The 23,930-nt window shown below is 28.3% G+C and carries 22 protein-coding genes and 1 other RNA gene; 22 read left to right on the forward strand and 1 reads right to left on the reverse strand.

From position 1 onward, the window contains the following. Positions 1 to 90 precede the first annotated feature (90 nt). The 19 genes from K0040_RS01110 to K0040_RS01200 all read left to right on the forward strand — a co-directional run bounded on the left by K0040_RS01110 (position 91) and on the right by K0040_RS01200 (position 19,001). Positions 91 to 1,425, forward strand: coding sequence for a hypothetical protein (locus tag K0040_RS01110; protein ID WP_228107135.1), 1,335 nt, complete (start codon positions 91 to 93; stop codon positions 1,423 to 1,425). Between the two features lie 282 nt (positions 1,426 to 1,707). Further along, positions 1,708 to 3,465: a cache domain-containing sensor histidine kinase gene (locus tag K0040_RS01115; RefSeq protein ID WP_228107136.1), complete on the forward strand. Its 1,758-nt coding sequence runs from the start codon at positions 1,708 to 1,710 to the stop codon at positions 3,463 to 3,465. Continuing rightward, positions 3,459 to 4,211 carry a response regulator transcription factor gene (locus K0040_RS01120; RefSeq protein ID WP_228107137.1) on the forward strand — a complete coding sequence of 251 codons (753 nt, stop codon included), beginning with the start codon at positions 3,459 to 3,461 and terminating at the stop codon, positions 4,209 to 4,211. Before K0040_RS01115 ends, K0040_RS01120 begins: the two co-directional genes overlap by 7 nt. An 11-nt stretch (positions 4,212 to 4,222) precedes the next feature. Further along, entirely contained in the window at positions 4,223 to 5,281 is a 1,059-nt protein-coding gene (locus tag K0040_RS01125) for a BMP family ABC transporter substrate-binding protein (RefSeq protein ID WP_228107138.1), read from the forward strand. A gap of 221 nt (positions 5,282 to 5,502) precedes the next feature. After that, complete coding sequence (locus tag K0040_RS01130) at positions 5,503 to 6,804, forward strand: pyrimidine-nucleoside phosphorylase (RefSeq protein WP_228107139.1); 1,302 nt, start codon at positions 5,503 to 5,505, stop codon at positions 6,802 to 6,804. A 45-nt stretch (positions 6,805 to 6,849) separates the two neighbouring features. Continuing rightward, positions 6,850 to 7,515: a deoxyribose-phosphate aldolase gene (gene deoC / locus K0040_RS01135; RefSeq protein WP_228107140.1), complete on the forward strand. Its 666-nt coding sequence runs from the start codon at positions 6,850 to 6,852 to the stop codon at positions 7,513 to 7,515. Further along, complete coding sequence (locus tag K0040_RS01140) at positions 7,493 to 8,716, forward strand: phosphopentomutase (protein WP_331476259.1); 1,224 nt, start codon at positions 7,493 to 7,495, stop codon at positions 8,714 to 8,716. The genes deoC and K0040_RS01140 overlap by 23 nt, the downstream gene beginning before the upstream one ends. A gap of 16 nt (positions 8,717 to 8,732) precedes the next feature. Beyond that, positions 8,733 to 10,019, forward strand: coding sequence for a NupC/NupG family nucleoside CNT transporter (locus K0040_RS01145; RefSeq protein ID WP_228107141.1), 1,287 nt, complete (start codon positions 8,733 to 8,735; stop codon positions 10,017 to 10,019). A 114-nt stretch (positions 10,020 to 10,133) separates the two neighbouring features. Further along, a complete protein-coding gene (locus tag K0040_RS01150) occupies positions 10,134 to 10,955 on the forward strand; it encodes a purine-nucleoside phosphorylase (RefSeq protein ID WP_228107142.1) in 822 nt (273 codons plus the stop codon). A 339-nt stretch (positions 10,956 to 11,294) separates the two neighbouring features. After that, entirely contained in the window at positions 11,295 to 12,191 is an 897-nt protein-coding gene (locus K0040_RS01155; protein WP_228107143.1) for a 3'-5' exoribonuclease YhaM family protein, read from the forward strand. 31 nt (positions 12,192 to 12,222) lie between these two features. Then, positions 12,223 to 12,990 (forward strand): TIM barrel protein, encoded by a 768-nt coding sequence (locus tag K0040_RS01160; protein ID WP_228107144.1) that lies wholly within the window; start codon positions 12,223 to 12,225, stop codon positions 12,988 to 12,990. Positions 12,991 to 13,058: 68 nt separating this feature from the next. Then, the gene (locus tag K0040_RS01165; protein WP_228107145.1) at positions 13,059 to 13,727 is read left to right on the forward strand and encodes a hypothetical protein; all 669 of its coding nucleotides are present in this window, start codon (positions 13,059 to 13,061) and stop codon (positions 13,725 to 13,727) included. A gap of 15 nt (positions 13,728 to 13,742) precedes the next feature. Next, the gene (folE, locus tag K0040_RS01170; protein WP_228107146.1) at positions 13,743 to 14,324 is read left to right on the forward strand and encodes a GTP cyclohydrolase I FolE; all 582 of its coding nucleotides are present in this window, start codon (positions 13,743 to 13,745) and stop codon (positions 14,322 to 14,324) included. 18 nt (positions 14,325 to 14,342) lie between these two features. After that, positions 14,343 to 15,134, forward strand: coding sequence for a dihydropteroate synthase (folP, locus tag K0040_RS01175; protein ID WP_228107147.1), 792 nt, complete (start codon positions 14,343 to 14,345; stop codon positions 15,132 to 15,134). A 2-nt stretch (positions 15,135 to 15,136) separates the two neighbouring features. Then, entirely contained in the window at positions 15,137 to 15,502 is a 366-nt protein-coding gene (folB, locus tag K0040_RS01180) for a dihydroneopterin aldolase (RefSeq protein ID WP_228107148.1), read from the forward strand. Continuing rightward, positions 15,495 to 15,989: a 2-amino-4-hydroxy-6-hydroxymethyldihydropteridine diphosphokinase gene (gene folK / locus K0040_RS01185; protein WP_228107149.1), complete on the forward strand. Its 495-nt coding sequence runs from the start codon at positions 15,495 to 15,497 to the stop codon at positions 15,987 to 15,989. Before folB ends, folK begins: the two co-directional genes overlap by 8 nt. Positions 15,990 to 16,120: 131 nt before the next feature. Beyond that, positions 16,121 to 17,449, forward strand: coding sequence for an MATE family efflux transporter (locus K0040_RS01190; RefSeq protein WP_228107150.1), 1,329 nt, complete (start codon positions 16,121 to 16,123; stop codon positions 17,447 to 17,449). Positions 17,450 to 17,473: 24 nt separating this feature from the next. Continuing rightward, the gene (locus K0040_RS01195; RefSeq protein ID WP_148487490.1) at positions 17,474 to 17,767 is read left to right on the forward strand and encodes a metal-sensing transcriptional repressor; all 294 of its coding nucleotides are present in this window, start codon (positions 17,474 to 17,476) and stop codon (positions 17,765 to 17,767) included. A gap of 478 nt (positions 17,768 to 18,245) precedes the next feature. After that, positions 18,246 to 19,001 carry an SH3 domain-containing protein gene (locus K0040_RS01200; RefSeq protein WP_228107151.1) on the forward strand — a complete coding sequence of 252 codons (756 nt, stop codon included), beginning with the start codon at positions 18,246 to 18,248 and terminating at the stop codon, positions 18,999 to 19,001. Positions 19,002 to 19,032: 31 nt separating this feature from the next. Here K0040_RS01200 and brnQ read toward each other — a convergent pair whose 3' ends face one another. Then, positions 19,033 to 20,325, reverse strand: coding sequence for a branched-chain amino acid transport system II carrier protein (gene brnQ, locus K0040_RS01205; RefSeq protein WP_228107152.1), 1,293 nt, complete (start codon positions 20,323 to 20,325; stop codon positions 19,033 to 19,035). A gap of 492 nt (positions 20,326 to 20,817) precedes the next feature. Between brnQ and K0040_RS01210 the strand changes: the two genes are divergently transcribed. From K0040_RS01210 to K0040_RS01220, 3 genes are all read left to right on the forward strand, one after another. Further along, on the forward strand, positions 20,818 to 22,026 hold the full coding sequence (locus tag K0040_RS01210) for a NupC/NupG family nucleoside CNT transporter (RefSeq protein ID WP_228107153.1): 1,209 nt from the start codon (positions 20,818 to 20,820) through the stop codon (positions 22,024 to 22,026). Between the two features lie 169 nt (positions 22,027 to 22,195). Next, an RNA gene (gene rnpB / locus K0040_RS01215) (RNase P RNA component class A) lies at positions 22,196 to 22,539 on the forward strand. A 169-nt stretch (positions 22,540 to 22,708) separates the two neighbouring features. Then, positions 22,709 to 23,812, forward strand: coding sequence for an SH3 domain-containing protein (locus K0040_RS01220; RefSeq protein WP_228107154.1), 1,104 nt, complete (start codon positions 22,709 to 22,711; stop codon positions 23,810 to 23,812). Positions 23,813 to 23,930 lie beyond the last annotated feature (118 nt).

Genomic DNA, 23,930 nt, shown 5'->3' on the forward strand with positions numbered 1-23,930 from the left:
GTATAATTTCTTTCCTTATCGTTTTGACAATACAATCATAAAGGGGTATAATTTTAGTTCAAAATAACGATTAAAAAAGAGGTGTATCCTGTGAAAAATCTATCTGTTGCATTAGGAGAGGCATTAGCTGAAGGAGCGGTAATAATACCAAATGTAATTTTTGCGGGCTTAATTTATCAGCATAATGGTAATTATCAGTTCTTACTTCCATTTGTCTTGTTATATTCTTTTGAAAAAGCAGGTGTATTTGCTATACAAGGATTTGGAACTGTTAAGAATCCTTATAAAATTTTGGAATGTTGTTTATTGACAGCCATTACTGGGATCATACTTTGTATATTTGGTACTTATTATCATTATCTATGGGAAATAGGTGCGATTCTAGTAGGTATTGGCTTGTCTAACTATACTGCTTTATTTAGGACAATAAGAGATATATTAAAAAACGCAGGAAATTGGAACTATGAAAATACATTGATGAAAGGTTACTTTATTTTGGCAGTTATCATGGGACTTTCAATATTTCTTCGCCATATATCAATAAATATAGTTTTCATTGTATTTCTTGTCATTTTACTTAATATTCTTATTTTCATTCATAAACTTGGTAGTAATTCTGAAATGAAGTTTCAGCCACTTTTCGAAAAACAAAACTATGCATGGCTGAACTTTTTACCTGCTTTAGGTATGCTGATATTTACTTTTTTTACAAGAACACTAAAGCAGACATCAGATATAAGATATATTCTATATGTAGGACTTGGTTTTTGCATACTTATATTAATAGGCGCATTTTTAAAAAAATTATCCTTTCATCTCCATTCAATACAAACTTTGTGGTTTGGTGCTGTAAGAAATTTTTTAATTATATATAGCTTGATATATTTTATAGCTATTGATAAAAGTTATATGGTTGGCTTTTCTTATGCAATGATAGCCATAGGTATTATGTTATCTATTATAATAAAAAGAAAAATAAAATTACTCTCTTTAAAGATAAATCCTGAAATTATTTGTATATTGGCAAGTATGATAAGCCTTACGCTACTTTTTTCTTCATACACTTATCTGCTTGGTATCATGTTTTGCTGTGCTTTTGTTGCTACTGGTAACAGTTTGGTTTTGCAAAAATTTATAAAAGATAATACATTTCCAATATTAGAAAGAAGAATTATTCGTTCAAAGTTTTACGGACTTGGCGCTATTATCCAACAAGCTATATTGCTGTCTATATTGATAGTAGTTTCTTGGATAAAAAATCAAAATGGAAGTATTGCTTTGCGTGCTTATGCCCTTTCAAATGGTACAATGGCATTACAAAGCACTTTTTTATATGTGAAAATAATTTGTATATTGTTTATTATTTTAAGTGGCATGTATTTAATGTACTATACTAGGAAAAAGTTAGGGGATTTCAAAAAATAAATATTATATAGTAAGAGTAATATGTATTTTTTAGTATGTATTGTTTGCTTATGGGATTTGTCCCCAAAAGAACTTGATTTACTTTTTAAAAATTAGGACCATATTACATATACTAGCCATGGACTAGAATCCTTCGAATATAATTAGAAGTGCATTATCACTCATCAAAGAGGGAGATATCAATGATAAAATAATATACAATATAAAATATAATTGATTAAAAAAAAGATATAGTTTAAACTTAATTACTATAACAAGAAATTATTAAGGATGTTAAAGTAAATGGGAAATATTTTCAAAATGAGAAAAAGTATTACGTTAAAATTATTTTTGCTTCTATTTATGCTTATATTATTAATATCATTTGCTATTTCCTTTTGGGAAGTGAAAAATACTAATAAAATAGTAGATAAAGAAATGAAAGTAATGAGGGAGCAAGTTTTAGATGAAGTAGCAAATAATATATCTATTTTGTTATCTAATGTTGAAATCATGGGAGATAATATTGTAGTTGATAGTAATTTAATGGAAATATTGGCGACTTCATATAAAGATATTTCTTCCAATAAGAATCTGGAAAAAAATATGAATTCTTATGTGGAAGGATTATTAAATGATGTAGTGTGGGAGTATGGAAGATACAATATGAAGCCAGAGCTATATATAGTAGGTAATAATGGATATACATACAGCACATACTCAAAAAATAAATATTATTTAAAAAATATAAAAGAGGAACCATGGTATGAAGAAATTGTAAAGGCAGATGGAGATACTGTTTTAATTAACACATATAAAGACGAAAATGGTATTGGCCCTTATAAAAATATTTTTAAAATGGGAAGGTTAATTAAGGATATTATAACTAATGAAACTCTGGGAATTTTAATAATGGATATAAGTGAAACTATGCTGTATGACAGATATTCAAAAATAATAGATTCAGGTTCTGATATTTATATAACAGATTCAAGCGGAAAAATTATATCGAGTAAAGATAAAAGAGACATTGGTAAAAACTATGAAATTATATCAAATAATAATGGGGATATTGAGGGGTATATGAAAAGTAACACCAAAATTATTTCTAAAATTGAAGAATATAATTGGAAAATAATACAAGATATCCCCAGTGATATTAGTATGAAAATATCAAACCAAATTGTATCCATAACAACTCTTATAATAATATTAGTAAGTTTTATAGCTTTGATAATAACATATAAACTTTCAAAGTGGATTACAAAGCCTATTATACAAACAAAAGATAAAATGCAAGAAGTAACTGATGGAAATTTGAAGTCACACATTATTGTTAATAGAGATGATGAAATAGGAGACTTGCAAGAATCATTTAATAGTATGGTAAATCAACTTAGTGCATCTATAGATAATATAAAAGAGTCCGAAAAACAAAAGCGTGTAGCAGAGCTAAGTTTTTTACAAGCTCAAATAAATCCGCATTTTTTATACAATACCTTAAGTGGAATTAGATTTTTAATATCTATGGAAAAAAATGAAGAAGCTGAAGAAATGTTGTATAGATTTACAAAGTTGCTTAGATCTATACTACCAAAAGCAAGTGAAATGATTACTCTAAGCGAAGAGATCGAAAATATAAAAAACTATGGTGAATTACAACAAATGAGATATCCAAATTCTTTTACAATCGAATATGATATTGATGAAAAAATATTAGATTTTAAAGTTCCTTCGTTTGTATTACAGCCCATATTAGAAAATGCAATATTATATAGTATGGAAAAGGAAAATAATTTTGGAAATATAAAAATTACTGCTTTTGAGAAAGATGAATATATTAAAATAATAATTGAAGACAACGGAATAGGCATGTCAAAAGATAAATTGACCAATGTATTAAATAAAGGAGCAAGTATAAATTCTATTGGTGTTACTAATGTACATGAAAGAATCCAATTAAATTACGGAGTAAGATATGGATTAAAAATAGAGAGTATAGAAGGTAAAGGCACAAAAGTTATATTTAGGTTACCAAATTTAAGGGAGGATATATGCTAAATATTTTAGTAGTTGAAGATGAAGCACCAATAAGGGATTGGATAGTATATAATATTTCAAAAATTTCAGATGATTATAAAGTATTAGGCAGTGCCAATAATGGAAAAGAAGGATTTGAATTGGCCAAAAGCTTAAGTCCAGAAGTAATAATAAGTGATATAAAAATGCCATTGATGGATGGAATTGAGCTTACAAAAAAAGTAAAAGAAATAATGCCAAATGTTTACGTAGTATTATTAAGTAATTATGCAGAATTTGATTATGCAAAGCAGGCTATAAGTTATGGTGTATTTGAATATTTAATTAAATCAGATATAAGACCAGTAGAATTAAAAGAAGTATTTTCTAAAATTGAAGAGGATATGATTGCTAAAAAAGAACTAATTATTAATAAGGAAAATGAAAGCGAAGAAGTGAATAAGGATGAAAATAAGTATTCCAAATCAATAACAATGGCACTTAAATATATTGACTCTAATTATAAAGAACCTATTTGTCTAGCAGATATATCTAAAAATGTATTTTTATCACATGAGTATTTTTCAAGATTATTCAAAGAAGAAGTGGGAGAAAATTTTTCAACATACCTTACAAACTATAGATTAAATAAAGCAGAGTATCTTTTGAAAAATAGCGATATGAAGGTGGGAGAAATAGCCTTGGAGGTTGGATATCAAAATCCAAGCTATTTTTCTAAGACATATAAAAAATACAAAGGCATATCTCCTGATGACGATAGGTATTAAGGTAAGTATAAATGAATAAAACTAAGATTAAAACAATTCTAATATTATTTATAGTAATGTTATTTATGATTTTTTTAGTAGATAGTAATAAAAAAAATTTACTTAATAATGAAGAAGAGAAAAAAATATTTAAGATAGGTATTATATTTAATCAAACAGGACTTGGGGACAAGTCTTTTAATGATTTATGTTACGAAGGTATGTTACAAGCTCAAGAAAAGTTAGGAATAGAATTTGATTATATACATGTGAAAAATAATGAGGATTATGATGACGCATATTTAAATTATGCCAAAGATGATAAATATGATTTGATAATAGGATTAGGAGAAGAACAAGAAGATGCTATTAAAAAAATAGCAAAAGAATACCCAAAGCAAAGATTTACTATTATAGACTCTAAATTAAGTTTGCCTAATGTTAGCTCAATATACACGAAGTGGAATGAGCAAACATTTTTAAATGGTGTCTTAGCAGGATTATGTACAACTGAGTCAAAGCTAGAAAATGATAGCGTAGGTGTAATTTTAGGAAAAAACTTAAGTTATTTGGAAGAAGGTGCTATTGGATTTGAAGCTGGAGTGAAATATATTAACCCAAATATAAATGTAATAAAGGCCACTGTAGGTGATTTTGATAATCCAGCAAAAGCAAAAGAAATTGGTCTTTTAATGTATAAAAAAGGTGTGAATTATATTCAGCAATTGGCAGGTCAATCAGGATTTGGAGTATTTGCTGCAGCGAAAGAAATGAATAAATATGTTTTTGGTGTGGATTCGAATCAAAACGTATACGAGCCAGATTACATAGTTTCAACAGCAACTAGGTATGCCGATATGATCATATATAATGAGATTGAGTCTTTAGTAAATGATAAGTGGATGGCAGGTGTAAAAGAGTTAGGGCTAGAAGATGATGTTATAGGATATGAAAGAGAAGGTTCTAATGTCAAAATTACTTCTAACATAATTAAAAAAGTAGAAGAAATAAAAAAACTAATTATTGATGGGAAAATTATAATACCATCTACCAAAGATGAACTAGATGAATACTTAAATAATAAAAAATAACTCACATTTATGGTGGGTTATTTTTTATTGTGTGTCAATATTTTTATAAAATGTCAAAAATATTGCATATTAGTATTCATTTAGAGATGTATCTACCAAAATACATCAATATTGTTATAACAAACCTCAATATAATTTATGTAAAGAAAATGTTTTCCTTTGTATAATAAAATTATAGAAAATGTAGTGAGATAATTTTAACACATAAGGGGGAAAAACCAATGAGAATGTACGATATTATATCTAAAAAAAGAGACAAAGAAGAATTAAGTAAAGAAGAAATAGAATTTTTTGTGGAAAAGTATACAAATGGTGAAATACCAGATTATCAAACATCTGCATTATTAATGGCTATATATATAAATGGATTTACAAAAGAAGAAACTGCAAATTTAACTATGGCAATGGTTAATTCAGGAGATGTAGTTGATTTAAGTATGATAGATGGAATAAAACTTGATAAGCATAGTACTGGTGGAGTTGGAGATAAAACATCTTTAATATTAGTACCTATGGTTGCAGCAGCAGGAGGAAAAGTTGCTAAATTATCAGGAAGAGGACTTGGACATACAGGAGGAACATTAGACAAATTGGAGTCAATACCAGGCTTTGATATATCTGTGGAAGAAGACAAATTTAAAGAAATGGTACAAAATGCAGGACTTGTTATTGCAGGACAAACACAAAACTTAGTACCAGCAGATAAAAAAATATATGCACTTAGAGATGTAACTGCAACTGTTGATAGTATACCTTTAATAGCGGCAAGTATAATGAGTAAAAAAATAGCTTCAGGATCTGATGCCATATTACTAGATGTTAAATATGGTGAAGGTGCATTTATGAAAACAGCTGAAAATGCTGAAGAATTAGCAAAAGCTATGGTTAGTATAGGAAAAAGTTTAGGAAGAAATACTTCTGCTGCAATAACTTTAAATGGAGAGCCTTTAGGATATGCAATAGGTAATGCTCTTGAATTAAAAGAAGTTATAGAAATATTAAAAGGAAAAGGACCAGAAGATTTAAGGGAGTTAGTTCTTCAATTAGGATCAAGAATGTTAATGCTTGGGGAACTAGTTGAAACTATGGAAGAAGGAAGAAAAAAACTAGAAAAATGCTTAGAAGATGGAAGTGCGCTAGCTAAATTAAGAGAATTAGCAGTACTTCAAGGAGGAGATCCATCTGTAATAGATAATTCAGAGTTATTTACAATAGCACCCCTAACTCATGAAGTTAAAGCTACTAAAGAAGGATATGTATATGCATTAAATGCTGAGAAAGTAGGAATATCTTCATTATTAACAGGAGCTGGAAGACACACTAAAGAAGATGATTTAGATTATGGAGCAGGAATTATTTTAGAAAAGAAAATGGGAGATTATGTGAAGGTAGGAGATGTATTAGCAACTCTTTACTCATCAGATGAATCTAAGTTTGAAAAAGCAGAAGAAGAGTTATTAAGTGCTTATACTATAGCAGATAAAAAAGCTGAAAAAGCTCCAATAATTCATAAAATGATATAGAAATTAAAAGCTTTAAAATTAACAGTATTTAATAGGAGAGAGACAATGGATAATAAAACTATTTTAAAAACAGTAGATCACACTTTGTTAAAGCAAACATCAACTTGGGAAGATATAAAAATAATATGTGATGATGCTATGAAATACGAAGTAGCATCAGTATGTATACCACCTTCTTTCGTAAAAAAAGCAAAAGAATATGTGGGAGATAAAATGCAAGTTTGTACAGTAATAGGATTCCCAAATGGATATAATACAACTGATGTAAAAGTATATGAAACAAAAGATGCTATATCTAAAGGAGCAGACGAAATAGATATGGTGATAAATCTAGGAATGGTAAAAGAAAATAGATTTGAAGAAATAGAAGATGAGATAAAAGCAATAAAAGAAGCATGTGGTGAAAAAATATTAAAAGTAATAATAGAAACTTGTCTTTTAACTGAAGAAGAAAAAATTGCTATGTGTAAATGTGTAACAAATGCAAAAGCTGATTATATAAAAACTTCAACTGGATTTAGCAGTGGAGGAGCTACAGCACAAGATTTAAAACTATTCGCTGATAATGTTGGAAAAGATGTACTTATAAAAGCTGCAGGTGGAATATCTGATTTAGAAACTGCTTCTCAATTTATAGAAATTGGAGCTACAAGACTTGGGACAAGCAGAATAATAAAATTAATAAATAATGAAGAATGTTCAGGGTATTAATATGAAAAAATTTAACAGAGTATTTTTAACAGTATTAGATTCTGTAGGCATAGGTGCTTTAAATGATGCAAAAGAGTATGGGGACGAAGGTGCCAATACTCTTTGCAACATAGCTAAAGCTACAGGAGGATTAAATCTTCCAAACATGCAAAAAATGGGTCTTGGAAATATTCAAAAAATTGATGGTGTAAAATCTGTAGAAAATCAAATAGCTTATAGTACAAAATGTGGCGAATTATCTAAAGGAAAAGATACAATAACAGGACATTGGGAAATGGCAGGAATACTTATAAAAGAACCATTTAAAGTATTTACAGATACAGGATTTCCAAAGGAGTTAATAGATGAACTTGAAGAGAAAAGTGGTCATAAGTTTATAGGAAATATTTCAGCATCAGGAACAGAAATAATAAAAAATTTAGGTGAAGAACATATACAAAGCAAAGCATTAATTTTATATACTTCAGCAGATAGCGTATTACAAATTGCAGCAAATGAAGAAATTATACCTTTAGAAGAACTTTATAGAGTTTGTGAAATAGCTAGAAAAATTACTCTAAAAGAAGAATACAAGGTTGGTAGAATTATAGCTAGGCCTTTTGTAGGAACAAATAAAGAAAACTTCAAACGTACAGCAAATAGAAAAGATTATGCCTTGAGACCACCTAAAAACACAATATTAGATGTTCTTAAAGAAAAAGATTTAGATGTGGTTGGTATAGGAAAAATAGGAGATATATACTCTTATCAAGGTATAACTAAAAGCATAAAAAGTAAAAGCAATGAAGATGGAATAAATGAACTTATAAATATAGCAAAAGAAAATTTATATGAAGGACTAGTATTTTTAAATCTAGTAGATTTTGATGCCTTATTTGGTCATAGAAGAGATCCTATAGGATACAAAAATGCTTTAGAGTCTTTTGATAATAAGCTTGGAGAATTAATAAAAGAAATGAATGATGATGATTTATTAATTATCACAGCAGACCATGGAAATGATCCAACATTTAAAGGAACTGATCATACTAGAGAATACGTTCCAGTTTTAATTTACAATAAAAATTTAGAAAACCCTATTAAATTAAATGAATTAAGCTCTATGGCAGATATAGGAATGACTATATTGAATAATTTTAATGATGACAACAAAGAATATGATTTTGAAATAGGGAAATCATTCTTAGAATTAATAAAATAAAAAATGGGAGAATAAGATGACGATATTAATTAATATTTTAGGAATAATGGTAGTAATATTTGGGCTATATTTATTTTCGTCCAATAAGAAAAATATAGATAAAAAGATGATATTAAAAGCTCTTGTATTACAATTTATATTAACTTTTTTATTAGTAAAGTTCCCCCTGGGTAGAATAGGTATTCAAAAAGTATCTGATGTTGTTACTAATGTATTAAGTTATGGTAGAGAAGGCTTAAACTTTGTATTTGGATCATTATCTGATTCAAGTGCTCCTACAGGAATGATATTTGGAATATCAGTTCTTGGAAATATTATATTTATCTCTGCTTTAGTTGCAGCTCTATACTATTTAGGAATTATAGGTGCCGTTGTTAAAGTAATAGGTGGAGCAATAGGTAAAGTACTTGGAACTAGCAAGGTTGAAAGCTTCGTTGCTGTTGCGAATATGTTTCTTGGACAAACTGAATCACCAATTCTTGTATCAAAATATTTGCCTGAAATGAGCGAAAGTGAAATAATGCTTGTGTTAATATCTGGTATGGGAAGTATGTCAGCGACTGTTCTTATGGGATATGCAGGAATGGGTATACCAATGGAATACTTATTAATAGGTGGAGCCTTGGTTCCTCTAGGAAGTATTATAGTTTCTAAAATACTTCTACCAGAAAATAAAAAAGAAGAATTAGCTAATATAAAGGAAGATATTACTAATATAGATGACACTCTTATAGAGGCTGAAATTGCAGAACCTATAGCAACAGGAATAGTTTCTGATGAAGTAACAATAGATAATAAAGGTGATAATGCCAATTTAATATCAGCCATAGCCCAAGGTGCTAACGATGGACTTAATATGGCTCTTGGTATAGGGGCATCCCTTATTGCAATTATATCTTTAGTTGCTCTTGTTAATGGAGCTTTAGGAGCAGTAGGCCTTTCTCTAGAAAAAATTCTATCTTATGTATTTTCTCCTCTTGGATTCTTAATGGGATTAGATAAGGCAGAAATTTTTACTGCATCTCAGTTACTTGGAAGTAAATTAGTATTAAATGAGTTCGTTGCATTTGGACAATTAGGACAAATAATAAATGGATTAGATTATAGAACTGGTCTTATGATGACAATATCTTTATGTGGATTTGCCAACATATCTTCAATGGGTATATGTATATCAGGAATATCAGTATTTTGTCCAGAAAAAAGAAATCAACTTGCAAAACTTGCCTTTAGAGGAATGATAGGTGGTTTCTTAGTAAGTTTATTAAGTGCTTTAATAGTAGGAGCAGTAGTTGCTATATAAATTATATATAAAAACTTTATTTGGAAATAGATTGAAAGAAAAAAAGAAAATGGGTAAAATAGATTTATAATAAAAAATTATTATTAATTTAATAAAGATATATGAGGTGAAACAATGAAAGATTTATATACTAAAATACAAGAATCAGTAGATTATATAAATTCAAAAACAGAAATAAAACCAAACATAGGATTAATATTAGGATCAGGTCTTGGAGTATTAGCTGATGAAATAGAAAATCCTATAAAAATAAAATACGATGAAATACCAAACTTCCCTGTGTCAACAGTAGAAGGTCATGCAGGACAATTAGTTATAGGTAATTTACAAGGAAAGACTGTTGTAGCAATGCAAGGAAGATTCCACTACTATGAAGGATACTCAATGGAAATGATAACTTTCCCAGTAAGAGTAATGAAAGAATTAGGTGTGGAAACTATATTTGTAACTAATGCAGCAGGTGGAGCTAATAAAGATTTTAAACCAGGAGACTTAATGATAATACAAGATCATATAAATTTATCTGGAAACAATCCTTTAATAGGGCCAAATGATAATAGAATAGGAACAAGATTCCCAGACATGTCATCTGCATATACAAAAGAATATGTTGAACTAGCTAAAAAATGTGCAGATAAGTTAAATATAAAAGTTCAAGAAGGTGTGTATGCATTCTTCTCAGGCCCAACTTATGAAACTCCAGCAGAGGTAAGAATGGCAAGAGTTTTAGGAGCGGATGCAGTGGGAATGTCAACAGCTCCAGAAGTTATAGTTGCATCACACAGTAAACTTAAAGTTGTGGGAATTTCTTGCATAACAAATATGGCTGCAGGAATACTTGATCAACCTTTAAATCATGAAGAAGTAATAGAAACTACTCAAAAAGCTCAAGGAGAATTCTTAGCATTAGTTAAAACTATAGTTAGTGAATTATAATAGTTTAAAAATAGACATGCAAATTGCATGTCTATTTTTAGTAATATATTTACGTGAAGTTATGATAAATTTATATGACTTATGATATTTTTTATTTTTGAATTAAAATTAAGTTAGTGGTTAATATAATATTAGTTGATCAAATATCAACAAAATCTCAAACTAACTAGGTAAAAGCTAGCATTGTCTAACCTTTTGATAGTATAAAAAAGTTTGAGAAACATAAGTCAAAAGTTTAGGCTATAACCTATGTCTTTTGCGAAAAGCTCTAGATTAGATAGTTTATATTTAAATCTAGAGCTTTTTTAATGACTAACTTTATAATTAAGGAGAAATATTATGGCAGAAAAAAAATTATATCTTAAAGATTTAAAAGATGGAAGTGTGAAAATTTCTCTTATGGTAAATAAGAAATTATATAAAGACGGAAATAAGATGCTTTATTTATTAAGCGATAAAAGTGGATATATAAATGCAAAAATTCCTGTAAAAGTAAAACTAGAACCAGGTGAAGTTATCGAAATTGAAGGTGTTAAAAATTATATATTAGATGTTTTCCAAGTTAAAATAATAGAAGAATATGATGTTGATGATTATCTTGCAACTGTAAGTAGAAATATAGATGAAATTATGGAAGATATTGAAGCAATAAGTAGAGAATGTATAATATCACCACAAGGCAAAATACTAGATGATTATTTTTTTAAAGATGAGAAATTTTTAGAAAAATTTAAACGAGGAATTGGTGGAGTTAGCATGCATCATAACTATATTGGAGGTTTAGCTGAGCATACTTTAGGTGTAATGTATTTGACAAAAATATTATGTGATATATATGATTGTAGAAGGAGAGAAATTGCAGTTTTAAGTGCTAAGCTTCATGATATAGGGAAAATATACGAAATGGATTATAGTGGTCCTTTTAAATATACTTTAGAAGGAGAATTAGAAGGTCATATTGTTATTGGAGTTCAAATGATTGATAGGGCAATTATAGAACTGAATATTCCTTTTGGTGAAGATTTTATAACTAGAATAAAGGGATGCATTACTCAACACCATGGTAGGTTGGAATACGGATCACCTAAAAAAGCTAATATGGAAGAATCAATAATATTAAATTTTGCTGATACAGTTGATGCTTCTTTAAACAAAATCAACCAAATTAAAGAAGAAACAAAAGAAGATACTTGGTCTGTTTATGATAAAAAGATGGAAACTAAGCTTTACTTATAATTACATTAATATAAAATAAGGGGATAAAATGATGGATGGTAAAAATATAAGGGTAGGCATATCTTCATTAATATTTAATATAAATGAAGCTTTAGAAATATGTAATAAAAATAAAGAAATAAACCATATAGAGATAGGTATTGATAACCTTTATGATTGTGAAGAGCTTATAAAATATAAAAATGATATAAAAAAACTTAATTTAAGTGTGGGGATTCATTTACCCATGGAGCTTAATCCTTGTGAAGAGATTATGTATATTAAGGAAAAGTGGATAGAGTATATTGACATATTAAATGAAAAATTGAAGTTTTTAAATGTATCATATTTAAATATGCATTTAGGCTATGCTATGACAACTAGGTTAAGTAAAAACAAAGAAAAATATTTAAATAATATAGTAGATTTTTTTAATAAATTATTATTAGAAAAGAATCCTCTACATATTACAATAGAAAACACTTATACAAAAGGAGGAGATTTTTCTAATTTGGGAAGTGATGTAGAAGATTTTAAGTATATATTTGAACATAATAAATCCATAAGTTTTTGCTTTGATAGTGGACACAATTTAATTTGTAAAAGTAACTATAGTTTATTAAAAAATAAAACAAAAGTAATCCATCTTAATGATAATTATGGAACTGAAGATGAACATTTAGGGATATTAAAAGGAAATTTAGGTGAAGACGAATTAAAAAATATTTTATCGTTAAACCCAGAATTTGTAGTACTTGAGATGGATTTTAATTGTATAGAAGAATCATTAGATATTTTAAAACAACAAAATGTTTTTTAATGGAAAAATAGCTTATATTATTGACAAAAACATAACGAATATGTACTCTTACTCCTAGGAGGGGGTTTATGAACAACGATATTTATAGTACTTTTGAAAAAGTAATAGAAAATTTAAAGAAAGATAAAAATGTTAAGTCTATTATTCATGTAGGCTCTAGTAAAGAAAAAATTTATGAACAAAATCCTAAAGTAAATGATGTAGACTTATTTATTATTATAAAAAATCAAGAAAAAAATCAGATTAGAAAAATTGAAATGATTGATAAAATAGAATTTGATTTTAATTATATTTCTATAAAAGGTTGTTATGACTTTATAGAAAGTAAAACATATTTTTTTCTAAATATAAAAGATGGAAAATTATTATATGATGAAAATGATTTTGGAAAAGGAATTTTGTCATTATGTGAAGAAAAATATAATGAAGGGCCAAATAAATTATCAAAAGAAGAAAAAAGACTTCATGCGAGTCGATTATTATCAGATATATCAAGACTAAAATATGAAGACGAATATGAAGAATTTGAATATGATTTTCTGATTTATATGTACTTAAATAAAATCATAAAAATGTATTATCTTATTAATGATATTTGGTTACCAAAAGATAAAAAGTTACTAAAATCTTTAAAGGTTCAAGAGCCCATATTATATAAAATAATATGTAATGTTTGTGGACCTGATAAATATAAAAAAATAATAAAAGTAACAGACTATATTTTAAAAAACTTATAATTTTGGAGGTAAGCAATGGGGGAAAGAAGAACAGTTGATAAACCTGCTATAGAAAAGGCAGTTAGAGAAATATTAATAGCAATAGGAGAAGACCCAGATAGAGAAGGATTAATAGGGACGCCAGATAGAGTAGCAAGAATGTATGAAGAAATATTTAGCGGACTTCATGAAGATCCTAAAGAACATCTAAAAGTTTTATTTAAAAATGAAAACCATGAAGAAATGGTAGTAGTAAAAGATATACCTTTTTATTCAAGTTGTGAACATCATTTAGTTCCTTTTTTTGGAAAGGCTCATATTGTTTATATACCAAAAGATGGAAAACTTACAGGACTTTCTAAATTAGCAAGAGTTATAGAAACTTTTGCAAGAAGACCTCAGCTACAAGAAAGAATCACAAAGGAAACTGCCAATATTATTATGGAAGAATTAGAGCCATATGGAGTAATGGTTGTAGTTGAAGCTGAGCATATGTGTATGACAATGCGTGGTGTTAAAAAACCAGGAAGTAAAACAATAACATCAGCTGTTAGAGGAATCTTTGAGAAAGATGCTTTAGCAAGAAGCGAAGCTATGAGTTTAATTAAATTTGATTAATATATGAGGAGAAATCTGATGTTTGAATATGGTAAAAAAACTTACATAATGGGAATTCTAAATGTTACTCCAGATAGTTTTTCAGATGGAGGAAACTATACAAGTGTGGAAATAGCAGTTAAACATGCTAAAGAAATGATTGAAGATGGAGCAGATATAATAGATGTTGGAGGGGAGTCTACTAGGCCAGGTCATAAATTTGTTTCAGCTGAGGAAGAAATAGAAAGAATAGTTCCTGTGATAAAAACACTTAAAAATAGTATTAATGTGCCCATATCTATAGACACATATAAATCACAAGTGGCTGAAGAAGCATTAAAGTTGGGAGCTGATATGATTAATGACATTTGGGGATTAACTTATGATGAAAATATGGCTAATATTATAGGAAAATATGATGCTTCTGTTTGTATTATGCATAATCAAGAAGGAACAGACTATGACAAAGATATAATGGAAAGTATAAAAGAATTTTTGAATTGTAGCATAGGCAAAGCTTTAAAAGCTGGAGTGAAAAAAGAAAAAATAGTTTTAGATCCAGGGATAGGATTTGGAAAGACTTTCGAACAAAATTTAGAAGTATTAAAAAGGTTAAATGAACTTAAAAGCCTAGGGTATCCAATTTTGCTTGGAACCTCAAGAAAATCTGTTTTAGGAAATATAGTTGGAGGAGAACCTAGAGAAAGAATTGAAGCTACTGTAGCAACAACAGTTTGTGGAATAAGAGATGGTGTTGAAATAGTTAGAGTTCATGATGTAAAAGAAAATCTACAAGCTGCAAAAATTGCAGATAGAATATATAGAGGTTAATTATGGATAAAATAATTTTAAGTAATTTAGGTTTTTACGGTTATCATGGAGTTTTAGAGGCAGAAAAAGTATTGGGTCAAAAGTTTTTTATAGACGTTGAACTTTTTCTTAGTACAAAAGAAGCTGGCAAAAGTGATGATTTAACAAAATCTGTTAGTTATGCAGATATATATGAAATAATAAAAGATATAACAGAAAATAAAAGATTTGATTTAATAGAAGCTTTGGCAGAGGCCATTGCAGGAGAGGTTTTAGAAAGCTACACTATTATTAAATCTATTATGGTTAGAGTGAAAAAACCAGAAGCGCCTGTAAATGGTATTTTTGATTATTTTGCTGTGGAAATTAGGAGAGATAAAGATGAATAGAGCTTATTTAGGTCTAGGAACTAATATGGGACATAGAGAAGGATATTTAAGACAAGCCTGTAAAACTCTTCAGCAACATGGAAATATTAATATTTTAAAAATATCAAAAGTCTATGAAACAAAGGCATGGGGATATACAGAGCAAGAGGATTTTTTAAATATATGTATGGAGATAGAAACTTCATTATCTTCTATAGAACTATTAGAAGTTTGCCATGAAATAGAAGAGATGCTAAACAGAAAAAGAGTAATAAAATGGGGACCGAGAACTATTGATGTGGATATTTTGTTTTTTAACAATATAATAAGTAATGACGAAAAGTTGACTTTACCACACCCAAGAATTAAAGAGAGGGCTTTTGTATTAATTCCTCTTATGGATTTAAACAAAGGGTTGATTATTGATAATAAACCTATATCGTATTATATTTCTAAATTAAGTAAAGAAGAAATAGATGAAGTTAAAGAAGTTAGCGTAAATATTTAAATGTTTTTAATTAATAAAAAGAAGGCTAATTTACATATTTAGTGTAAATTAGACCTTCTTTTTTATTGTCATCGATTTAAGTAAGTGCTATAATTTTTATAACCCCCTAGGGGGGATATGGGAGGGATATTATGGATTATTTACTTAAAAATAAAAATAACATAATAACTATTATTACCTTAGCCATTCCTGTAATTATAGAGAATATACTTCAAACTCTGCTTGGAACTGTAGATACTTATTTTGCTGGACAAATCAATGATAATGCTATTGCAGCTATAGGTGTGACTAACTTAATTATGAATGTATTTATTGTATTTTTTACAGCTATTAGCATAGGAACAAGTGCTGTTGTTGCAAGAAATTTTGGAAAAGGAGAAATGGATAAGGTTAAAGAAGCTACGGAACAATCAATTTTTTTAGGAATTATAATTAGTTTAGTTGTAGGAATAATTAATATATTATTTTATGAGCAGATTTTAAACCTGTGTGGAGCAACTAATGAGGTTTTAGACTTTACTATACCTTATTATTTAGTTGTTGCTGTTCCAATTATATTTTTGTGCTTATCATTGATTTTATCTAGTTGTTTAAGATCAACAAAAGATACAAAAACGCCTATGATTGCCACTGCTTTCGCTAATATATTAAATTTAATATTAAATATACTTTTTATAAAAATGAATATGGGGATTATAGGATTAGCTTTAGCAACGACTATTTCTAGGTGTATAAATGTAGCTATATTATTAATTAAGCTTAAAACGTGCAATATTCATGTAAAAATTAATAAAGAGGCTATTAAAGAGGGAAAGGATACTTTAAAAGCTATAATTAAAATTGGAGCACCTGCAGGAATAGAAAAGTTAATAATGAGATTGGGCCAATTAGTTTATAATAGTATGATTATTTCTATTGGAGTTTCAGCTTATGTTGCGCATAATATTGCAGGAAACATTGAAAGTTATACTTATATTCCAGCTCTAGGATTCGGTGTGGCAACAGCAACTCTTGTTGGTATTAGCTTAGGAGAGGGAGATAGTGAAAAATCAAGAGAAATAGTATATTTAGCTGATATAATAACTACTGCTTGTATGGTATTGATAGGCATATTTTTATTTATATTTGCTCCACAAATAGTAAAAATATTTACAAATACTGATCAGGTACAAATTATGGTGATTAATGTACTTAGATTAATTGCACTTTTTCAGTGCTTTATTGCTATAACGCAAATCTTTACTAGTGCATTGCAAGGAGCAGGAGATACTAAATTTCCTATGTATACCACATTATTTGGAATTTGGGGTGTAAGAGTTGGTATAGGATATTTTTTAGGAATAATAATGAATTTGGGGTTATTTGGAGTATGGATAGCATATGCTATTGACATTACTGTAAGAGCATTCATACTTATTATAAGATTTAATCATGGAAAATGGAAAAGTATAGCTATATAATTAAGAAGAAGGGAGATGAATAAAATGGAAAATAATAAAGAACACAACCACAATCATTCTCACAAAAATACAAAAGCAGTAATAAATAGACTTTCTAGAGCTATTGGACATTTGGAGTCTGTAAAAAGAATGGTAGAAGAAGGACGAGATTGTAGTGAAGTTTTAATACAAGTTTCAGCTGTAAAATCTTCTATTAATAATATAGGGAAAATAATTTTACAAGATCATATAGAACACTGTATTGTAGATGCGCTAGAAACTGGAGATGAAAAAGTTCTTCAAGACTTAAATAGTGCAATAGATAAATTTATTAAGTAAAAATAGTGTACTGATAAAATAGTAGATATTAAAAATGTTTTAAATGTATAGCATTGGGTATATATATATAATCGACTTACTATTTAATAATACTTTTAAAATTAATATGCCATTATGAAGCTTTTGATTTGTAAGGCTAAAATAGTCATGTGTAAGTTTAATTAATGTAATATATAGGAAAAAGAGAGGAGTAAAATCCTCTCTTTTTTATTAAAAAATAAAAAAAGTTAAAAAAAATAAAATATTTTTTCTAACTAAAATTATTTAAGGCTAACACAATTGAAACTCTTGAAAATGCTTATGTGATTTTAGACAAAATAATTAAGAAAATAAAGATATTTGTTACCTGTTTGTAACTTTTACACAAAAAAAGCTTTCAAAAGTTACAAAAGTGTAATAAAATAGATTCATGGAATTACAAAATTCGACAATAACGAAAGTGATTAGATTAAAATAAAATAATAACGGGGGGAGACTTATGATAAAAAAAACAATAAGAACTATAACATTAGCTATGATGTTAACTGTATCAGCTTTTGCATCAATAAGTAAGGCAGATGCAGCAAATATTACAGGAACAGTTACAGTAACTTCATTAAACGTTAGAAGTGGAGCTTCAACATCATATTCAGTATTAGGAAAGATTAGCAAAGGCGAAAAAGTAGAAATATTATCATCAAGAGATGGATGGTATGAAATAGAATACGGCGACAACAAAACTGGATGGTCATGTGATGACTATATATCAAAAAATACTACTTCAGGAACAGTAACAACAACTTCATTAAATGTGAGAAGCGGTGCGTCAACATCATATTCCATAATAGGAAAACTTGGTAAAGATGAAAAAGTAGAAATTTTATCAACAAATAATGGATGGCATGAAATTCAGTACTCACAAAATAATACAGGATGGGTAAGTACTGACTATATTACTACAACATCAGATAATACATCAAAAGATGTAGCAAAGACTTTAAATGTTAAGGCTTATGCGTATACTGGAGACGGAATAACAGCTACAGGTACAGTTCCAAAATATGGGACAATAGCAGTAGATCCAAGTGTAATACCATATGGAACAAAGGTTTATATAAAAGAGCTAGATAAAGTATTTACTGCAGAGGACTGTGGAGGAGCAATAAAAGGAAATACAATAGATATATTTATGCCAACAGAAAAAAATTGTAATGATTGGGGTATAAAAAATATAACTATAGAAATATTAAAATAAAAAAATGGCCAACTAGATGTTGGCCATTTTTTTATGCACTAATTTTACTTAAATTATCTTTATTTCTCTTATCGTTTATTATAAATTTGCCTATAAGGCCTCCTATTATAGCTGGTACTACCCAGTTAAATCCAATGGAGTCTAAAGGCAATTTATGTACAAAGTCTATATTTATACCTAAACTATCAATAACATTTAATAAACCTATTAATAAAGTTATATAAGCTGAGCATTTAAAAACTGCTGATTTAGAAAAACATTTGTTAAACGTACTCATAATTACCAATAATAGAGATACAGGATAAATAATAGTTAAAATTGGAGCTGCAATAGCTATTATTTTATCTACACCTAGGTTAGAAGCTACAGAACTAAAGATACAAATAAAAGTAACTAAATGAGAGTATTTTAATTTTTTATTAGTTACATCTTCAAAATATTTAGCAGTAACGGAGGTTAAGCCTATAGATGTAGTAAGACATGCAAATGCAACAATTATACCAAGTAATACAATTCCACTTTTACCTAGTAAACTATTAGTTATATTTACAAGTAAAGCAGTTTGAGAAATAGATGCATCGTATACTGTTGAAACTGTTGCCCCTAAGTATGCTAATCCACCATATACAATAACTAGTCCACATCCAGCAATAATTGCAGAGTTTAAAGTCATAGATATATTCTCTTTTTTATCGATATATCCTTTACTTATAAAAGAAGTCATTATTAAAGTTGTAACTCCTCCTATACCTAAAGCGTCCATAGTTTGGTATCCTTGGCTAAGTCCATTTACAAATAAATTATTGTCAGTATTTATATTCAATTGACCAATAGGAGACACAATTCCCTTTGTTATTAAAAGTCCTAAAGCAATTAGAAGAACTGGAGTTAAAAATTTGCCTATTATATCCATAACTTTTGTGGGTTTTATTGTTAATATAAACGTCAATCCAAAAAATAAAATAGAAAAAATCACTGAATTAATAGAAGAAGTAAGTGGTAATATACTCATTTCAAATGTTGTAGCTGCTGTCCTTGGTATAACTAGTATAGGACCAAGACAAAGCATCATTATAACCTCTAAAGCAACTCCAAATTTTTTGCCTGCCTTACCAACAATATTTTGGAAAGAACCAGATTTAGCCACAGCATTGATTGATAACAAAATTATTCCAACATCAGCTAATACAAACCCTAAAAAACTTATTAGCCAATTACTACCTGAAATCATACCTATAAAAGGAGGGAATATTAAGTTTCCTGCTCCAAAAAACATAGAAAAAAGGGCAAAACCAATTATTATTATATCTTTATTTTTATTCATTTTTTACACCTCAGATTTAAATTTTAATATATAAAAAGCCACATAGCATACACTATGTGGCTTTAGGCCTAGGATTAATAAAAGCTACATAGTGATTATCCATGTGGCTTTGCATAACAAATTAATTCTAGCCATCATAGATACAAATTTTTTAGATTTGTACCTATGATAATTTTACATATCTCATAAATACAAATCTATCTAAAATAGCTAAAATAATATAAATTAAATTGTGTGTTTTTAGTTAGACTTATATTTTTCATTTTTTCTCCTTAAGTTACTACGTTGAATTTTGTTTTATGAAGTAATGATACAAAATTTACTGAAAATTGTCAACATATAAATTTTATTGCTTTTGATAAAATTGTTGTAGAAAAATGTAGAAAAATGTATAAAAATATTGAAAATATACATAAGTACAGTATATAATAATTAAAGTGTTAATATATATAAATAAATTGATACAAAAAATATGGAAGATGGGTTGATAAAATGACAATATTATTAAACATAATAGGTATAATTGTTTTACTAGGTATATTATATTTCTTTTCTTCAAATAAAAAGTTAATAGACAAGAAGATGATATTAAAAGCATTAGTGTTACAATTTGTACTAGCATTTTTGCTAGTTAAATTTCCCTTAGGGCAAGTATTAATCGAGAAAGTATCTGATGTGGTAACTAATATATTAGGTTATGGAAGGGAAGGTCTTGAATTTATATTTGGATCTTTAGCTGATGGTGGAGCGCCAACAGGATTTATATTTGGAATACAAACATTAGGAAACATAATTTTTATCTCAGCTTTAGTTTCAGCATTATATTATTTAGGAGTTATAGGATCTGTTGTTAAAGTTATAGGTGGTATAATAGGTAAGGTACTTGGAACTTCAAAAGTAGAGAGTTTTGTTGCTACTGCAAATATGTTCCTTGGACAAACTGAATCACCAATATTAGTAAGTAAATACTTAAAAAATATGACTGAAAGTGAAATAATGCTTGTTTTAGTTTCGGGAATGGGTAGTATGTCTGCTACAGTACTTATGGGATATTCAGGTATGGGTATACCAATGAAATATTTATTAATAGGTGGAGCTTTAGTTCCTTTAAGTAGTATAATAGTTTCAAAACTTATGTTACCAGAAAATAAAGAATTAAAAATAGATGAAGCTGAAGAAATCAAGATTGATAATAAGGGTGATAATCCTAATTTAATCTCAGCAATATCTCAAGGAGCAAATGATGGACTTAATATGGTTCTTGGTATAGGAGCATCTCTTATAGCAATATTATCTTTAGTTGCACTTGTTAATGGTATTCTTGGAATATTTGGATTATCTTTAGAGCAAATACTTTCTGTACTATTTGCACCATTAGGATATTTAATGGGATTTGACATGAATAATGCTCAGCTTGCAGGCCAATTACTTGGAAGTAAATTAGTATTAAATGAATTTGTTGCCTTTGGTCAATTGGGAGAAGTTATAAAAACTCTTGATCCAAGGACAGCTTTAGTTCTTTCTGTTTCATTATGTGGATTTGCTAATGTAGGTTCTATAGGTATATGTATATCTGGAATATCTGTATTTTGTCCGGAAAAAAGAAATCAGTTAGCTAAGCTAGCGTTCAGAGGAATGATAGGTGGTTTTACAGTAAGTGTACTTAGTGCATTAATAGTTGGATTAATAGTAGCAATATAGTCTGTATTAAAAGGAGTCTTTAAGACTTCTTTTACTTTTACAATAATATATTATTTATTCAAATTTGAAATAAAATTTAAAAAAATCTTAAGAGAAAATAAGTTGATTTTACATATGGAATATAATGGTTTTGACAAAAATAATCTTATATGGTAATATAAATGAAGATTAAGTAAGTCAGATAATCGCAGGTAGCATTTGCTACGTGAGGAAAGTCGGAGCTCCATAGAGCAGGGTGCTAGGTAACGCCTAGTGGGAGTGATCCTAAGGAAAGTGCAACAGAAAATTACCGCCAAGATTTTCTTGGTAAGGATGAAAAGGCGAGGTAAGAGCTCACCGTTTCTCGGGTGACTGAGAAAGCCGTGTAAACCCCACCTGGAGCAAGACCAAAAGAGGACCAAAAGAGTGTTGCTCGCACTCTCCGGTAGGTAGGTCGCTTGAGCATATTGGTGACAATATGCCTAGATAGATGATTATCAAATACAGAACTCCGCTTATAGATTTGCTTGATTATAAGAATCCTAGAAGGGTTCTTTTTTTATACATATAATTAATTATTGTAACAAAGATAATATATTATATTGAAGTTAGGGGAAAAATATTAGAAATATTGGCTATTTTTGGTAAATTATGGTAATATTTTAATATGGGGAAAGATTTTTGTAAATATGGGGGAAAACAAATGAAAAAAATTGAAAAAGCAATACTTGGTTCTTTAGTAATGGGGATAACATTATCATCTAGTGTAATTTTTACTCAGGCTGAGAAATTAGGGGAGGCTCAGTACTATCTGACTGATAATTTAAATATGAGGAAGGGACCAGGAACAGACTACATATCTATAGGGACCCTAAAAAAGGGTACCATAGTAACACCTTTAGAGTATTCACAGGATAAATTGTGGGTTAAAGTTAAATATAGTAACCAGTGTGTATGGATGTGTGCAAAATATATTAAAAAAGTTGAAAGTAGTAATGAAACTGATAACAAACTTGGAGATTATAAAACAAAGGAAAAATTAAATCTAAGAAGAGGGCCATCTCTTAATAATATAATAATTTTAACCATACCCAAAGATAATACTGTTAAAGTTACTGACTTTTCTAGTGATAATAACTGGGCGAAAGTTAACTATAACAATCAAACTGGTTGGGTGAGTACTACTTACATAGAAAAAATAACATCACAAGGTGACAATAATGTTTCTAAATATGAAGATTATATAACTACTTCATCAGTGAATGTTAGAACAGGACCGTCAGCTAATTACAATAAAATAGGGGTATTGTCCAAAGATGTAGTAGTAAAACCAATAGGCTTTGACAAGTATGGTAATTGGATCAAATTTAATTATAATGGAAAAGAGAGTTGGGTTTGTAAATCTTATTTAAAAAAGGTAAGCAATAACAATATATTATATGCAGGTGAAAACGTAAATTTAAGAATAAGTCCAAGTATTAATAGTACAAAGATATGCACAATACCAAAGAATGCTAAGGTAAATGTTGTATCATATAATAGTGATAAAACATGGGCACAAGTAAAATATAATAATAAATTAGGATGGGTAAGTTCAAAATACTTAACATCAAAAGCAACACAAGATTATAAGCTAGGTACTACTACAGCTAGATTAAATCTTAGAGCATTACCTAATTTAGATGGTAGGACATTAATTACTATGCCAACTGGGGCAAGTATTAAAATATATGAAGAAAAAAATGGGTGGCTAAAAGTAAGCTATAATAACATTTCAGGTTATTGCGCAGCCGTATATGTAAAATAAATATTTGTTATAAAAAAGCATCTTATATAATATAAGATGCTTTTTTATATGAAAAATTAATAGGATAAATTATAGCATCTATTTTGAAAATGAGGTTTAAGGAAGCATTATGTGGAAT

Source organism: Terrisporobacter petrolearius (genome assembly GCF_020748185.1).
GTDB classification, from domain to species: domain Bacteria; phylum Bacillota; class Clostridia; order Peptostreptococcales; family Peptostreptococcaceae; genus Terrisporobacter; species Terrisporobacter petrolearius.

Excerpts from the sequence above, each read along its gene's own strand:
- folB (WP_228107148.1), top strand. The coding sequence starts at position 15,137 with ATGGATAAAATAATTTTAAGTAATTTAGGTTTTTACGGTTATCATGGA.
- K0040_RS01130 (WP_228107139.1), top strand. The coding sequence starts at position 5,503 with ATGAGAATGTACGATATTATATCTAAAAAAAGAGACAAAGAAGAATTA.
- folP (WP_228107147.1), top strand. The coding sequence starts at position 14,343 with ATGTTTGAATATGGTAAAAAAACTTACATAATGGGAATTCTAAATGTT.
- K0040_RS01155 (WP_228107143.1), top strand. The coding sequence starts at position 11,295 with ATGGCAGAAAAAAAATTATATCTTAAAGATTTAAAAGATGGAAGTGTG.
- K0040_RS01190 (WP_228107150.1), top strand. The coding sequence starts at position 16,121 with ATGGATTATTTACTTAAAAATAAAAATAACATAATAACTATTATTACC.
- K0040_RS01200 (WP_228107151.1), top strand. The coding sequence starts at position 18,246 with ATGATAAAAAAAACAATAAGAACTATAACATTAGCTATGATGTTAACT.
- K0040_RS01145 (WP_228107141.1), top strand. The coding sequence starts at position 8,733 with ATGACGATATTAATTAATATTTTAGGAATAATGGTAGTAATATTTGGG.
- K0040_RS01125 (WP_228107138.1), top strand. The coding sequence starts at position 4,223 with ATGAATAAAACTAAGATTAAAACAATTCTAATATTATTTATAGTAATG.
- K0040_RS01195 (WP_148487490.1), top strand. The coding sequence starts at position 17,474 with ATGGAAAATAATAAAGAACACAACCACAATCATTCTCACAAAAATACA.
- K0040_RS01220 (WP_228107154.1), top strand. The coding sequence starts at position 22,709 with ATGAAAAAAATTGAAAAAGCAATACTTGGTTCTTTAGTAATGGGGATA.
- folK (WP_228107149.1), top strand. The coding sequence starts at position 15,495 with ATGAATAGAGCTTATTTAGGTCTAGGAACTAATATGGGACATAGAGAA.
- K0040_RS01150 (WP_228107142.1), top strand. The coding sequence starts at position 10,134 with ATGAAAGATTTATATACTAAAATACAAGAATCAGTAGATTATATAAAT.
- folE (WP_228107146.1), top strand. The coding sequence starts at position 13,743 with ATGGGGGAAAGAAGAACAGTTGATAAACCTGCTATAGAAAAGGCAGTT.
- K0040_RS01165 (WP_228107145.1), top strand. The coding sequence starts at position 13,059 with ATGAACAACGATATTTATAGTACTTTTGAAAAAGTAATAGAAAATTTA.
- K0040_RS01140 (WP_331476259.1), top strand. The coding sequence starts at position 7,493 with ATGAAGAATGTTCAGGGTATTAATATGAAAAAATTTAACAGAGTATTT.
- deoC (WP_228107140.1), top strand. The coding sequence starts at position 6,850 with ATGGATAATAAAACTATTTTAAAAACAGTAGATCACACTTTGTTAAAG.
- brnQ (WP_228107152.1), bottom strand. The coding sequence starts at position 20,325 with ATGAATAAAAATAAAGATATAATAATAATTGGTTTTGCCCTTTTTTCT.
- K0040_RS01210 (WP_228107153.1), top strand. The coding sequence starts at position 20,818 with ATGACAATATTATTAAACATAATAGGTATAATTGTTTTACTAGGTATA.
- K0040_RS01120 (WP_228107137.1), top strand. The coding sequence starts at position 3,459 with ATGCTAAATATTTTAGTAGTTGAAGATGAAGCACCAATAAGGGATTGG.
- K0040_RS01160 (WP_228107144.1), top strand. The coding sequence starts at position 12,223 with ATGGATGGTAAAAATATAAGGGTAGGCATATCTTCATTAATATTTAAT.
- K0040_RS01115 (WP_228107136.1), top strand. The coding sequence starts at position 1,708 with ATGGGAAATATTTTCAAAATGAGAAAAAGTATTACGTTAAAATTATTT.